Below are 12,997 nucleotides of genomic sequence, written 5' to 3' on the forward strand. Positions count from 1 at the left end.
GATGGTTGATTGAAGAGGTGCTTATGGAATCTTTACAGGATTTACTGGTTGATATTTTAAATATAGATTTTATTCAGGGGATTCTTAGTAATCCCCGTACGAAGGATGGGGTGCTGAAGATTAAGGTGCGGCCGGTGGAAAAGAAGGGAAGCCTTTATTTTCAATTTGAATCTTTCACGGCGACGCAGGCATTTCATGAAAATCTGACGGCGGAGGATGCGGGCAGGCGGATTGTGGAGTATATGGGAGCGTTCCGGCAGCTGCAGATGACGACGAGGTCAATGAATTATACGGTTCTTGTGAGCAAGAAGGGGAAACTTACGATTCAGAGGAAGAGGCAGGCTGCGGAGGTGAAGGCACCGGAATTATCACATAACAGAAGTAAGAAGTATATTGTTCAGGAGGGGACGGTGGTTCCGTTTCTTCAGGATCTGGGGGTGATGACCGGTGATGGGAGTGTTGTCAGAGCCCGGTTTGATAAGTTTCGGCAGATTAACCGTTTTCTGGAGTTTATTGAGGATATTCTGCCTCAGCTTGACCGGGGGCGTGAGCTTACTATTCTGGATTTTGGCTGCGGAAAGTCTTATCTGACGTTTGCGATGTATCATTACCTGCACGAAATGCAGCAGTATGATATACGCATCATCGGCCTTGACCTGAAGCGGGATGTGATTGAGAACTGCAATCGGCTGGCGGAAAAGTACGGTTATGATAAACTGCAATTTCTGGAGGGGGATATTGCGGATTATGAAGGCGTACAGTCTGTGGATATGGTGGTAACGCTCCATGCCTGTGATACGGCGACGGATTATGCGCTGGCCAAAGCCATTGGCTGGAACGCAAAGGTGATTCTTTCAGTCCCCTGTTGTCAGCACGAATTGAATGGGCAGATGGAAAACAGGGAGCTGGCTCCGGTCATGGATTATGGACTTTTAAAGGAACGGTTTGCCGCTCTGGTGACAGACGGGCTGCGGGCAAAGTATCTGGAGGCTTTCGGATATGCCACACAGGTCTTGGAATTTATCGATATGGAGCACACGCCGAAGAATATACTGCTGCGTGCGGTGAAAACCGGTAAAAACAGTACTGCTGCAGAAGAAAAAATCAAGGAATGTGAGACATTGCTTCATGTGAATCCGATACTGGGAAGGCTGCTGCATCCGGATGTGGAATGAGAATGGGAGTTGGGATAATCTTGTTGCTGTGCACGCCCGCAGAGTGTGAACAGTAACATAATCTTTTTTAATAAAGGGGACTGACAAATGAAAAAAAAGAGGTGGATAAAAGCGGGCATTCTGGCGGGCGTGTTTCTTATCGCAATTGTCATAAGCAGTCTGCTGACAAACAGAGGGACGGCCGATTTGACGGTTGACTTGGGTGAGCCTTCTTTGCCGCGGATATCTTTTACGGTACAGGGCAAAAATGTAAATGCGCTGGCCGGTTATGTCAATGAAATGGATATTACCGCTATGCGGGATACGATAACTCCGCTGGAAGAAAACGGAACGCTTCAGATGGCAGTAGATACGGATGGCAATGTAATACAGGAAATTCATTATGAGGTATACTCACTGGACGGGGAAGAGATTTATAAAAAGGGTGAGATTAAGGATCTGTCAGACACTGCAATACAGCTGGATCTGAATGGTGCTCTGGCGGAAGAGATATCGGAAGCTGTTCTAAAGGTCACACTAAAGGTGGAAAAGCAAAACATTTATTTCTATACAAGAATTGAGCGTCCGGATGATCTTGCTGTCGGAGAATGCCTGAATTTTGCAGAAGATTTTCATACCAAGACATTTGACAAAAAAAATGCGTCCGATCTCAGCACATATCTTGAGCCCAACGAAGAAGGAGATAATACGACCTTTCAGACGGTAACAATTCACTCCAGCAGTTCGCAGCTGACATGGGGAAACCTGGCCCCCGAGATTTCCAGTGACGTAGAATGGAGCATCAAGGAGAGCAACAGTGTATATACCTCTCTTCTGGCGAAGTATCAGGTAACATGTGTGGGGGATGGGGAAGAGGTCGAAACATACAATATCAAGGAATTCTTTCGGGTGAGATACAGTGGAGATGAATTATATTTGCTGGATTACAACCGAAGTATGAACCAGGTATTTAATGGCAATAAAAAAGTTTTAAACGAAAATGGTATCCTGCTTGGTATAGCCTCATCTAATGTGCCGTACGAGACGAACAAAAATGGCACAATCGTTTCTTTTGTACAGGAAAGGGACCTTTGGACATACAACCAGGATGCGGATGAGCTCTCATTGGTGTTCAGCTTTGCAAATAAAGAAGGACATGACGTTCGCAGCAGGTATGATCAGCATGAAGTACGGATCATCAGTGTGGACGACAACGGCAGTACGGCATTTGCAGTTTATGGATATATGAACAGGGGAGAGCACGAGGGGGAAGTCGGTGTTGACGTGTATTATTTTGACATCGACAAAAATGCGGTGGAGGAAAAGGCATTTATTCCAAGCAACAAATCTTTTGCCATTGCAGAAGACGAGCTGGGGAAGATGGTGTACTACAGTCATGAGCGGCAGATGCTCTATGTACTTGCTGGCGGAAAGCTGTACCAGGTAGATCTGGATAATAATAAGCAGGAAGTCCTTGCAGAGGATCTGGCGGAGGGGCAGTACACTGCATCCGATGACGGACACATGCTGGCTTATCAGACGAATGGGTCATTGGAAGAAGCTACGGAGATCAGAGTGCTCAATCTGAAAAACGGAAAGGAAAATATTGTGGAGGCAAAAGACGGAGAAACGATCCGTCCGCTCGGATTTGTGTCCAGCGACTTTATATATGGATATCAGAGGCCGGCAGATAAAGGCAGAACGGTTGCCGGGGAGGATTTGCTTCCTATGTATGCGCTGGAGATCCGGGACAGTAAAAATAAAGTTGTAAAAACCTATTCTGTGGAAGAAACGTATATTTCCGATATCTTTGTTGAAGAAAACCTGGTGACGCTGAATCGGGTCACAAAATCAGGAGACACATATACGGGAACGAAACAGGACTATATCAGCAATAATGAAGTAAGAAAAGAGAGCAATATCACACTGGAATCTTATACCACAGATTTAAAAGAAAAGCAGATGAGGCTCACATATGCGGATGGAATTGAAGACCAGTCACCGAAGATTCTGAGGCCGAAGCAGGTCATGTTGGATGAAGCAGTGAGAATTGCCTTTGACGGGAAAGTAAAAGCAGATAAATATTATGTATATGGCATGGGAGAGCTGATTGAAATTTACGACAAGGCGGCGTATGCAATTCAAAAGGCGGAACAGGTATCGGGCGTAGTGATATCTTCGGATCAGTCATATATCTGGGAAAAGGGCAACCGGGATCTGGTATACTACACAGAAGCACAGGCATTTAAGCGGGCCGATGATCAATCCTCTTTTGATGCTTGCGAGGAACAGATGAAGCAGTATCATGCAAAAAGGGTGAATCTGACGGGGTGTTCTTTGGATCAGGTGCTCTACGTTATTAATAAAGGCCTTCCTGTAATCTCAATGACAGATTCCAGCCACGCCATTCTTCTGACTGGATACAGTACGACGGATGTCACGTATATTGATCCGGACAGCGGGGAGGAGAATACCGTCAGCGTAAATGATATGGAGACAATGACGGCGGGAAGCGGCAATACATTTATAGGATATGTGAAGTAAACAAAAATGTAATATTAGAAGTAGAAAAAGGACCATTTTCCGGAAAATATATCTCCGAAGATGGTCCTTTGCAGATTTAAAAATAACACGCTTTATATTACGCTGTTCTGAAAATTGTGTGCCGATACTTGTTCAGTGCGGTATATACGATCATTCCAAGGACTCCGCAGGATATGACTTCCCCGATGCCTACGGTCAGCATCATAAAAGGAATCGGGAGCGGTACCTGGTATCCGTAGCGAAGGACAAACGGTACGATCAGTACATTAGCAAGAATGGGAGGCAGGGGGGCAAGAAATCTGCTTTTGCGGCGCAGCTGCCATGTAAAGACGGCGCCAATCAAAGTGGCAAGACTGCCAAAAATAATGTCCGGCAGAATACAGCCTCCAAAGATGTTGCTGATCAGGCATCCGATAAACAACCCGGGGATGGCAGCAGGGGTAAACACCGGAAGAATTGTCAGGGCTTCGGAAATACGAACCTGCACCTCTCCATAACTGAACGGCGCAAACACAATGGTCAGCACCACATAGATCGCAGCGATCATCGCTGCCTGTGCTGTGAACAGCACTTTTTTGCTCTGTGAATCTTTCATTATTAAATTCTCCTTTAGTTTTGTTTTACGAGTGGAAGGTCTCGAACACTCGGTTTGATTCAGCCCATAAGACCTTATTTTTCAGGGCTGGGAACGATTAGTAGTATAGCATGGGGGAAAGCTGAAATCAAGAAAAGTACAAAAAAAGTACAAAATTGGAATATGCAGCAGGAAGTTTTTAAAATAAGTGCCGGGTAGTCGCTTTTGAGGCGCCCGGCATGTATTATGAAAAAGTTTATTTGATTTTGGTATGTTTATAGAGTGTTATGAAGCCTCATTTTGCGGACTTTTTCATGATTTCTGTTTATCAGGTGTTACCTCTGATTATAGAATTGTGGTGTATGCACTTTTCAAAATAGTTCGAAGTAAGTCTGAAAATGAATAGGGTTTAAGTGGTGCATAGAAAATAGATACTTAATAAAAAGCTGTATTATAAAGAGAGAAGTGTATTATTTCTTCTGCTCATTCTCCATGTATCTTCTGGCTTCTTCATATTGTTCATCTATGGACATTTTTATAGCTTTTTTGAGTGGTATTTTATTTAAATATTGGCGGAATTCTTCCTCCAATTTCATAAGTGGATCATCAGCGGGAACTTTTTTAATTTGAATTTCTTTATCGGCAAACATTCTAATTGCTTCAACGAAACCTTCTTGTTTGGCTTGATTGTATTCGGTTTCGGGTGAGTTTTCCAATAGCGATTTTATTCGCTCTAATTCGGTCTGAATATCATCTTCACAATCCAAGTATTTGTCATAGTCCGTGCGTAAAAGAATGCGTGATGTCTCCAGTTTTCTGATACAATCATTAACTGCTTCTAGTAATTCTTCTATTTCACTACTTAGCATGGGACGTAGTTGGTAAGCCTCTTTATTTATATTTACAATCATATTATATAATAAATCAGAGATTAATCTTGATATATAATTGATTTCGTAAGAATTTATCAAAGGCTTGTAATGTGTAGCATATATTATATCGGCTATTTTTTTTGTATTAGGGTGCGAAAGTATAGCATCTACAAAGTTATTTATATGACTATCGGCTAAAAGATCAAGAGCCTCTTCTGAAAAATAGTCGTAAAGACTTTCATGATTTTTTCTCTTATCTTTATAACCTGTTCCAAATAAATAATCTAGAGAAACATTATATTTGTTTGCCGTATTTACAGCAATATCTATATTTGGACATCGTTCATTTCTTTCATACATACTAAGAGTATTCCTTGTTATGCCGATTAACTTAGCCGACTGTGCTTGGGTAAGGTGCCGCTCATTTCGCAATTCTATTAATTTTTCCCCAAAAGATTTAACAGTATATGACACATTAGCGTGCTTCTCTAAATTTTTTGAGCCTTTTTTTGTTACATCCATAGTCTTATCCTCCATACTGATATTTTTGAAGATCAAATTTGTTGCATTGGTAAATATATGGTAACAAAATATTGCAAATATAAAAATGTTACTTTATAATTGCTATTGTAACAAATGATTGCAATGATTACAAGCGTTGTATAAATAATGATAAACGGAAAGAGAGGTAGTTATGAAAAACAGAACGGTAACAGCAGTGGTAGGAGAATCACGATTGATGGACACAGAGGAATTAAGAGCCTACACCAACTTGGGGCGTAATAATGCCATGAAACTTGGTGAGGAGATTGGCGCAAAAGTCCAGATTGGACGCAGGGTACTATGGGACAGGCGAAAGATTGACGAGTATTTCAATTCACTGACGGGGGTAAAATAGGGAATGCAAAAAAATAAGCATAACAGAGTACATATAGGGAATCGGCCCGGCAAGGCAGATTATCCAATAGCAAGTCTCCTGCCTGTAGGCAAGGAAAACGCAATATCCACTGCTGATCTAGTCAAGCTGAGTGGATGCAGTTCCTCACGGAAACTACAGCAGCATATAGCCTATGAAAGGAACCACGGTGCAATTATCTGCAGTGGTTCAGGGAATGGCTACTGGAAACCAAAGGACAGGCAGGAGATAGTAGAGTTTTGCCGAATAATGGATGCAAGGGCAAGAAACACATTTGCGGCAACGAGAAGTGCTAAACAGGCACTAAAAGAACCAGAGGGGCAGCAGGATTTTATAAGATAACAAGGGGCGGGTGAATAATGGCAGAGGCAATGAAGGATTGGGCTTTAAAGTATGCTGAAATCGGGCTGGCAGTGTTCCCGTTGAAGCCAAAGGATAAGCGACCGGCAACAGAGAATGGATGTAAGGCAGCTACTATAAATAAACAACAGATAGAAGCATGGTGGGACAGATACCCGGATTATAATATCGGAATAGCAACAGGGAGCGTTTCAGGTGGCTTGGTGGTGATTGACTTGGATGTGGACGAGGAAAAGGGCGTTAATGGATATGAGAGTCTGACAGCCTGGCAGAAGGAAAACGGAGAATTGCCGGAAACCTGGACAAGCATCACTGGTCGCGGAGGATATCACTACATATATAAAGATGGAGCCACCAACCGAAACAGAGCAGGACTTTATGATGGCGTTGACATCCGGGGAGAAGGTGGCTACATAGTAGCACCACCCAGCATACACCCAAATGGTCGTCAGTATGAATGGGAGCAGGGGCCGGGGGATTGTGAAATCGCCCAGGCAGACAATAGAGTTATGAACTTCATTATGGGGCCTGCACCAGAGGACTGGGAGAAACAGACTTTCCAGGAGCCGGAAGTGATACCAAAGGGGGAGAGGACAAACAGTATGATCCGGCTGATTGGGAGCCTAAAGGCAAAGGGCCTTGATGATGGAGCCATAAAGGCAGCAGTTAGGGCCGAAAATGCAAAGAAGTGTATCCCGCCGATCACGGATCAGGAACTTGAGAAGACAGTATTCCCGGCGTTGAAACGGGGATGGAAAACTGAGAAACCTTATACTGCGATACATGATAATGGAAAATTCCGGCAGCAGAAAAACTATAGTCTTGAAATGTTAACGATGAAAGAGGTTGAAGAAAAAAGTCCTGAGTGGCTTATTACAGACTACATACCAAGATATCAGATCACAACGCTTGCCGGGGATGGGGGCGCAGGAAAGACAACTATATGGTGCGACATAGCGGCAGCGGTTAGTAGTGGGAATCCTTGTTTTCTTGAGGCCGGAATCCCGGAAGACTTTTCCAAGGCAGATCCGGGAACAGTTCTTTTCTTTTCATCAGAAGATTCGGCAGAGTATACGTTGCGTAGCAGGCTGAGAAAGGCTGGAGCCGCATTGGAGAATATACATTCCATCAGCCTGAAAGATGAACGGTTTTCTGATGTAAAGTTCGATAGCCCGTTTCTTGAAAGACTGATTGAACATTATCGTCCAAAGCTGGTAATATTTGATCCGATTCAAAGTTTTATACCGCCAGACATCCAGATGGGACAAAGAAATGCCATGAGATCATGCTTGAATCCTTTGATTGGTTTGGGCGAAAAATACGGGACTACTTTCCTTGTGATTGTTCATGCAAATAAACAGAGCGGTGTTTATGGTCGGAAAAGGATAGCAGACAGCGCTGATATCTGGGATATATCCAGAAGTGTATTAATGGTGGGAGATACTCCGGAAAAGGGTGTTCGCTATCTGTCACATGAGAAGTGTAATTATGGCATGACGGGTGATACGGTACTTTTCTCCATTGAAAATGGCAGTATTATAAACAAAGGCTATACAGAGAAGAAAGACCGGGAGTTTGTAAGCGAGAATTCATTTATTGTCCAGCAGAGGCCGCAAAAGGAAGAGGCGAAAGAGTTTATATTGTCATTCCTGAGTGATGGTGAAAAAGAGGTTGCGGAACTGGATGAGATGGCAGCGGCGCAAAGTATAACCAAGAATTCATTAAAAAATGCCAAAGCCGAATTAAGGAAAGAAGGTAAGATAAAATACCGTAATTTTGGCTATGGGAGTGACCGTAAATATTTCATTTCTCTTATACCCAGTGAAAAAGTCAACGAGTAAATAAAAAACATAGTATTTATAAGGGTTTGAGATACTAGAGGGGGGTCAACGAGTAAAGCGAGTAAAGGCTATTTACTGGAGGGGGGCCTCTAGTAAATGGAGCCCTTGTAAACAGGGCGTTTGCCCTTTACTGGTTGACCGGTGGCCCGGGTATATGAGAATCAACGAGTAAGGAGAGGAGCCAACGAGTAAGTGAGCGTGAACATATTAGCAGATTTTAAGGAGAATGGTATTGATAAAAATGAGCCACATATTGTGCTGTATACAGATAATGAGTATGAGGCAGGCATGATTATAAAGGCGAAACTGGAGGAGAGAGGCTGTAAGGTTGAATCTCTGATTGTGGTTGAAGGAAAATGGACGCTGGTGCAACTTCATGATATGGCTAATTATGGTACTGGAATAGAAAAGGTACATCCCCGGCTGTTGTATGTGTCTGGCGACATGTTGCAGTATCTGAACGGATTAAGAAACAGGCCGGAAGAAGTGGCACAACTAAAAAATGAAATCAGGAGAAGGGCAAATGGACAGAAAGGAAACAGGGAAGCGCAGTAGGAATAAAGGTAAAGCAGGAGAACGCGAGCTGGCAGGAGTATTAAGGGATTATGGATATGATTGCAGGAGAGGGCAGCAGTTTTGCGGCAGCAATGGGGACGCTGATGTCGTTGGTCTTCCTGGAATACATATCGAGTGTAAGCGGACGGAGCGGTTAAGCCTGTATGATGCAATGGGACAGGCTGAAAGGGATTCACGTAGAGAAGAGATACCAGTAGTTATGCATCGTAGAAACCATTGTGAATGGCTTGCGATCCTTCCTCTTGATAACTTCATGGAGATTTACAGAGAGTGGGAGGCAGGCCAGATGCAAAAATAAAAGAGCTTGCCACAAAGGACAAGCCCACAGCCTTAAAAACCTAACATTTATTGTAAAGGAGTGGGCTGTATATGTCAAATGAACACCGGGTGAACCCCGGCAATTTTCAAAACGAACTACGGAGGAACAACGGGGAATTTCAAAATAAGCAAAGAGGAAGCAGTGAGAACTTTCCAGTTGAACCATTGGTGAACAACACAAAATTACAGGTTGAACCGAGAGCGAACCGTGAAAAATTTTCTGAAATGACTGGGAGGGGCGGTCTGAAAAGTTCCGATAAAATTCATCAGACCGCATGCCCTCCAATCCTCACACAAAATTCCGAATACGAACAAAAAAGTGGTACATCTGCGGAGACGATGGAAGATCCCCTTTTCCGATCCAATGAGCAGTTAGTCGCGTTGATCCGGGCCAGTATAGATGAAGCTGACAATATGCTGCAGCTATGGCAGCAGAACCAGCGGTTTGTAAAAATGATGGCTGTGAAGTTTACGTGCCGTGCTGAATTAGATGATCTTATGCAGGAGGGATATATTGCTTTGTGTGAAGCTGTCCGACACTATGACCCGGAGAAGGGAGTTGTATTTATCACTTATGCTGCGTTCTGGATCAGACAAGGTATGCAACGATATATTGAGAATTGTGGTAATGTGGTGCGTATTCCTACACATGCCCGGGAATGGATGCACAAATATAAGAGGATGGAAGCAGAGTACCGGAAATATTACGGCACCACTCCAACGGATCAGGTATTGTGTGCGCTCCTGGGGATCAGCCAGGAGAAACTAAAGTCCATCAGAGAAAGTATAGGAATGGGGCAGATTTGTAGCCTGAATGAACCTTTAGGGGATGAAGAAGGCGAACTGACTGTAGAGGACTCTGTTGGATCAGGTGAGGAGCTGGAAGGGGATATAATCGGCCGGCTGGACTACCAAGGCATGAAGAAACAGCTCTGGGAAGCGGTGGACAGCCTGCCAGGGATTCAATCGGATGTAATACGCTGCCGGTTCCTGGATAGCAAAACTCTACAGGAAATAGGAGAGAAGTATAATCTTTCACGGGAGGTAGCACGGAGTTATCAGGACAAAGCTATGCGGGAATTAAGAAAGCCCAGCAGGAGCCGGAAGTTCAGAGGGTACTATGAAGAATATATTGCGGCTGCATCAATTCATCATATAGGGCTTGAATCTTTCCGGCGTACATGGACAAGTGAGGTTGAGAGGGATGCCATTGGAATATGGTGACGTTCCGAACGTTCGGAAACCGACGAATGCGAACGGTATTTATTTGTTGGGATCTGGCAGCAGGCTACATTGTGCTGAATCCCCCCTAAAATAAAATGCAGGAAAGCCTATAGTAGACCGGTTGTGGGGATTCAGATAATGCACGGGCCGCATATATGGGGGTGTGGTATTGAAGACAAAGAGAAGCCCCCCGACCCTTCCAGCACCGATTTAAACGTGATAGGAACCGGAGTGGGTAACTGTTTCCAATGGTGCAGCACTCTGAAAATATTTTTTCCATCTCAATCTAAGAATAAACTCGAATACTATTTGAAGTGTTGCAATAATAGATTGGGGACAGGATCAAGACATTCGAGATCCCCTAAAAGGGACGTTGCAATGTTGTATACTTAGTATTTCGTATATTTACAAAACAAAGGAGCGGAGAATGAGAAGCTATATTGATGTAAAGGATTGCATAAAGCTGGGCGCGAGGAACATGACTGCCGCCATAGCAAAGATAAACGGAAAAGAGTACAACATACAGTTCACGAAGCAGAGGACAGGATTTGGTGAAAAGCTGTTTCTTGTTTGCCCGAAGTGTGGCAGCAGGCGTACAAAGCTATATCTGTATGGAGATGGGCTTCTGTGCCGGGAATGCTATCCGTTTCCGGTTTATGACAGAATTAAGAATGTATCTATCGGCAGCTATAACTATATTTCCTACAGGATGCTCGGGCTTGCAAGGCGTGAACGAATTCCGATTAAGTTCCCGTTCCATTATCTTGAATATGAGAAACCAAAATATAAGCAATTTGATAAATGGCACATGACAATTACAAAGCTACAGGCATTGGAGAACATGAGGAACCAGGCTATATTTTTCGGTAAGAAGTATTCACGGGCGACAATTAACAGTATCTTTGAAGAGCGGAACCTATATCTGTATGTCTGTGATCTGTACGATCTGGAATTGTATTTCTATGATTGGGATGTTGGTTTCTTGAAATATCCGGGAAATGAGCCAGAGGTCAAGCCAACCGGTATAATGAGTCAGGCAAGTAAATACCAGAGAGCGGTGTTGGGACGGCATCGTTAAGCGGGATAGAGGTAATTCGGACATGGTTACGTTCATGTGGAAATAAATCACTTTTAGGTGAGGTTTTGGTAAGGTATGTGGAAGTGATCATCGTTATCACATAATATGAGCTGATATGGTATGGCTATGTCTGCATAAAGGAGGAAAACATGAGATTAAATGTGAATAGATATAAAGAACTATTGGAAAGTAAGAATTTGGATGAACTGGACATTGAGAGGAAAACAGGACTTTCGATGAGTACAATTAACTGGATATTTGAAAATGAGTATCTGGAGATAAGCACGCTGGAGCGGCTGGCTGATGTTGTAAAGTGTGGTACAAAGGAGATTGCTCTGCCAGATCATAACAACATTGAGAATGTCATTGAATGGCAGCGAGACAGTAAGACCGCTACGGTGAGCCTAACACAGGGCAGAACCATTACAAGAGTGATGAAGCTGGCTGAGAGCCGCCCGGAGGAATGCCGGATCATTGCAGAGAATAAAGATGGCAGCATTTGTGCCAGGGTTCCGGTAGGATGGATAAGAATAAACCCGGGAATGAACTTGAATGAGGAACAGAGAGAAAAACGGGCTGATCGGATGCGCTGCAATATTTTGAACAACGATTATAGTCGTGGTGAAATGGGATAAAATCAATTTAAATGCCTTTAGGGTAGAAATATAAGGCTAAAGGTTTAAAATGGCTTTTTAATAAGAATTGCATGGAATAGTGTTGGACATTGATAATTTGCATATTAGGGGGATATGAAACAGGCTGTTATATACTTGATAGAACAGCAGCGGGATGCTTCTGCTTTTATATCTTAAAAATATTCTTCATTTTCTGAGTCCCTAAAAGGAGTATCTTGACAAATATGAGATTCTAAAAAGGTTATTCCGACATTTCCGACGCCCTAAAAGGGAAAATAAAACCGCCCTCAATCCTGATGGTCGGGGGCGGCAGTGGGTTAAATATTCAATTGTCCGAAGTCGATTGACAGGTCTTCATAGATGCCTGCTTTTACGGAATCGGAGAAAGTATAGTCCCCTGTATCCTCAGATTCAAAATTATAAACCAAAATACGGTTCTTCTCAGGATCGACTATCCAGTATTCCCGTACACCGGCAGTACGGTATTTGAATAATTTAGTTAAATAGTCTATGCGCTTACTGCTTGGTGATACAATTTCAATAACCCAGTCAGGCGCTCCCGTGCAACCTTTATCCGTTAATTTGTCAGGGTCACAGATTACGCTGATATCCGGTTCTACGTATTTCGTATCGTCTTCATTGAGAAATACGGCAAATGGGGCAGGAAACACTTCACAAGGTCCACCTTTAGAGTGGATATAGTTACCGATTGTTCTATCAAGGTGATGTAATATTCTTTGGTGGGTAGTACTTGGTGGGGCCATATAATAGATCTGCCCGTCGATCAGTTCGGCACGTACCCCATCAGGCAGGGCATAGATATCTTCGATGGTGTATTCTTTCTTCTGGTTTGGTAATGACATGATAACACATCCTCTCATGAAATAGTATTGACGGAGTGGCAG

At 43.4% G+C, this 12,997-nt stretch carries 13 protein-coding genes; 10 read left to right on the forward strand and 3 right to left on the reverse strand.

All coding sequences use genetic code 11. The features are described 5' to 3' along the window. Positions 1 to 23 precede the first annotated feature (23 nt). Positions 24 to 1,175, forward strand: coding sequence for a class I SAM-dependent methyltransferase (locus tag ARB69_RS05630; protein WP_055151822.1), 1,152 nt, complete (start codon positions 24 to 26; stop codon positions 1,173 to 1,175). Between the two features lie 87 nt (positions 1,176 to 1,262). Then, positions 1,263 to 3,698, forward strand: a complete 2,436-nt coding sequence (locus ARB69_RS05635) for a C39 family peptidase (protein WP_055151825.1) — start codon at positions 1,263 to 1,265, stop codon at positions 3,696 to 3,698. A 97-nt stretch (positions 3,699 to 3,795) separates the two neighbouring features. On the opposite strand, the gene ARB69_RS05640 is transcribed toward ARB69_RS05635, so the two are convergent. Continuing rightward, positions 3,796 to 4,293, reverse strand: a complete 498-nt coding sequence (locus ARB69_RS05640) for a QueT transporter family protein (protein WP_050639073.1) — start codon at positions 4,291 to 4,293, stop codon at positions 3,796 to 3,798. Between the two features lie 449 nt (positions 4,294 to 4,742). Beyond that, positions 4,743 to 5,666, reverse strand: a complete 924-nt coding sequence (locus ARB69_RS05645; RefSeq protein WP_055151828.1) for a helix-turn-helix transcriptional regulator — start codon at positions 5,664 to 5,666, stop codon at positions 4,743 to 4,745. A gap of 172 nt (positions 5,667 to 5,838) precedes the next feature. Here ARB69_RS05645 and ARB69_RS26630 point away from each other — a divergent pair, with 172 nt between their 5' ends. From ARB69_RS26630 to ARB69_RS27620, 8 genes are all read left to right on the forward strand, one after another. Beyond that, positions 5,839 to 6,042, forward strand: a complete 204-nt coding sequence (locus tag ARB69_RS26630; protein ID WP_055151830.1) for a hypothetical protein — start codon at positions 5,839 to 5,841, stop codon at positions 6,040 to 6,042. Between the two features lie 3 nt (positions 6,043 to 6,045). Further along, positions 6,046 to 6,402, forward strand: coding sequence for a hypothetical protein (locus ARB69_RS05655; RefSeq protein WP_055151833.1), 357 nt, complete (start codon positions 6,046 to 6,048; stop codon positions 6,400 to 6,402). A 17-nt stretch (positions 6,403 to 6,419) separates the two neighbouring features. Beyond that, a complete protein-coding gene (locus ARB69_RS25815) occupies positions 6,420 to 8,261 on the forward strand; it encodes a bifunctional DNA primase/polymerase (protein ID WP_055151836.1) in 1,842 nt (613 codons plus the stop codon). A 198-nt stretch (positions 8,262 to 8,459) separates the two neighbouring features. Further along, positions 8,460 to 8,816, forward strand: coding sequence for a hypothetical protein (locus tag ARB69_RS05665; RefSeq protein WP_129878870.1), 357 nt, complete (start codon positions 8,460 to 8,462; stop codon positions 8,814 to 8,816). After that, positions 8,785 to 9,135 carry a hypothetical protein gene (locus ARB69_RS05670; protein ID WP_055151839.1) on the forward strand — a complete coding sequence of 117 codons (351 nt, stop codon included), beginning with the start codon at positions 8,785 to 8,787 and terminating at the stop codon, positions 9,133 to 9,135. Before ARB69_RS05665 ends, ARB69_RS05670 begins: the two co-directional genes overlap by 32 nt. Before the next feature lie 71 nt (positions 9,136 to 9,206). Then, entirely contained in the window at positions 9,207 to 10,379 is a 1,173-nt protein-coding gene (locus tag ARB69_RS05675) for a sigma-70 family RNA polymerase sigma factor (protein ID WP_242857543.1), read from the forward strand. 427 nt (positions 10,380 to 10,806) lie between these two features. Continuing rightward, entirely contained in the window at positions 10,807 to 11,457 is a 651-nt protein-coding gene (locus ARB69_RS05680) for a hypothetical protein (RefSeq protein ID WP_055151842.1), read from the forward strand. A gap of 149 nt (positions 11,458 to 11,606) precedes the next feature. Continuing rightward, on the forward strand, positions 11,607 to 12,092 hold the full coding sequence (locus ARB69_RS27620) for a helix-turn-helix domain-containing protein (RefSeq protein WP_240285572.1): 486 nt from the start codon (positions 11,607 to 11,609) through the stop codon (positions 12,090 to 12,092). A gap of 317 nt (positions 12,093 to 12,409) precedes the next feature. On the opposite strand, the gene ARB69_RS05690 is transcribed toward ARB69_RS27620, so the two are convergent. Further along, positions 12,410 to 12,955 (reverse strand): Uma2 family endonuclease, encoded by a 546-nt coding sequence (locus ARB69_RS05690; RefSeq protein ID WP_055151845.1) that lies wholly within the window; start codon positions 12,953 to 12,955, stop codon positions 12,410 to 12,412. Positions 12,956 to 12,997: the final 42 nt, after the last annotated feature.

Source organism: Faecalicatena contorta, assembly GCF_001404335.1.
GTDB classification, from domain to species: domain Bacteria; phylum Bacillota; class Clostridia; order Lachnospirales; family Lachnospiraceae; genus Faecalicatena; species Faecalicatena contortus_B.

Coding starts and splice junctions, on each gene's coding strand:
- ARB69_RS05630 (WP_055151822.1), top strand. CDS start 24: ATGGAATCTTTACAGGATTTACTGGTTGATATTTTAAATATAGATTTT.
- ARB69_RS05635 (WP_055151825.1), top strand. CDS start 1,263: ATGAAAAAAAAGAGGTGGATAAAAGCGGGCATTCTGGCGGGCGTGTTT.
- ARB69_RS05640 (WP_050639073.1), bottom strand. CDS start 4,293: ATGAAAGATTCACAGAGCAAAAAAGTGCTGTTCACAGCACAGGCAGCG.
- ARB69_RS05645 (WP_055151828.1), bottom strand. CDS start 5,666: ATGGATGTAACAAAAAAAGGCTCAAAAAATTTAGAGAAGCACGCTAAT.
- ARB69_RS26630 (WP_055151830.1), top strand. CDS start 5,839: ATGAAAAACAGAACGGTAACAGCAGTGGTAGGAGAATCACGATTGATG.
- ARB69_RS05655 (WP_055151833.1), top strand. CDS start 6,046: ATGCAAAAAAATAAGCATAACAGAGTACATATAGGGAATCGGCCCGGC.
- ARB69_RS25815 (WP_055151836.1), top strand. CDS start 6,420: ATGGCAGAGGCAATGAAGGATTGGGCTTTAAAGTATGCTGAAATCGGG.
- ARB69_RS05670 (WP_055151839.1), top strand. CDS start 8,785: ATGGACAGAAAGGAAACAGGGAAGCGCAGTAGGAATAAAGGTAAAGCA.
- ARB69_RS05675 (WP_242857543.1), top strand. CDS start 9,207: ATGTCAAATGAACACCGGGTGAACCCCGGCAATTTTCAAAACGAACTA.
- ARB69_RS05680 (WP_055151842.1), top strand. CDS start 10,807: ATGAGAAGCTATATTGATGTAAAGGATTGCATAAAGCTGGGCGCGAGG.
- ARB69_RS27620 (WP_240285572.1), top strand. CDS start 11,607: ATGAGATTAAATGTGAATAGATATAAAGAACTATTGGAAAGTAAGAAT.
- ARB69_RS05690 (WP_055151845.1), bottom strand. CDS start 12,955: ATGTCATTACCAAACCAGAAGAAAGAATACACCATCGAAGATATCTAT.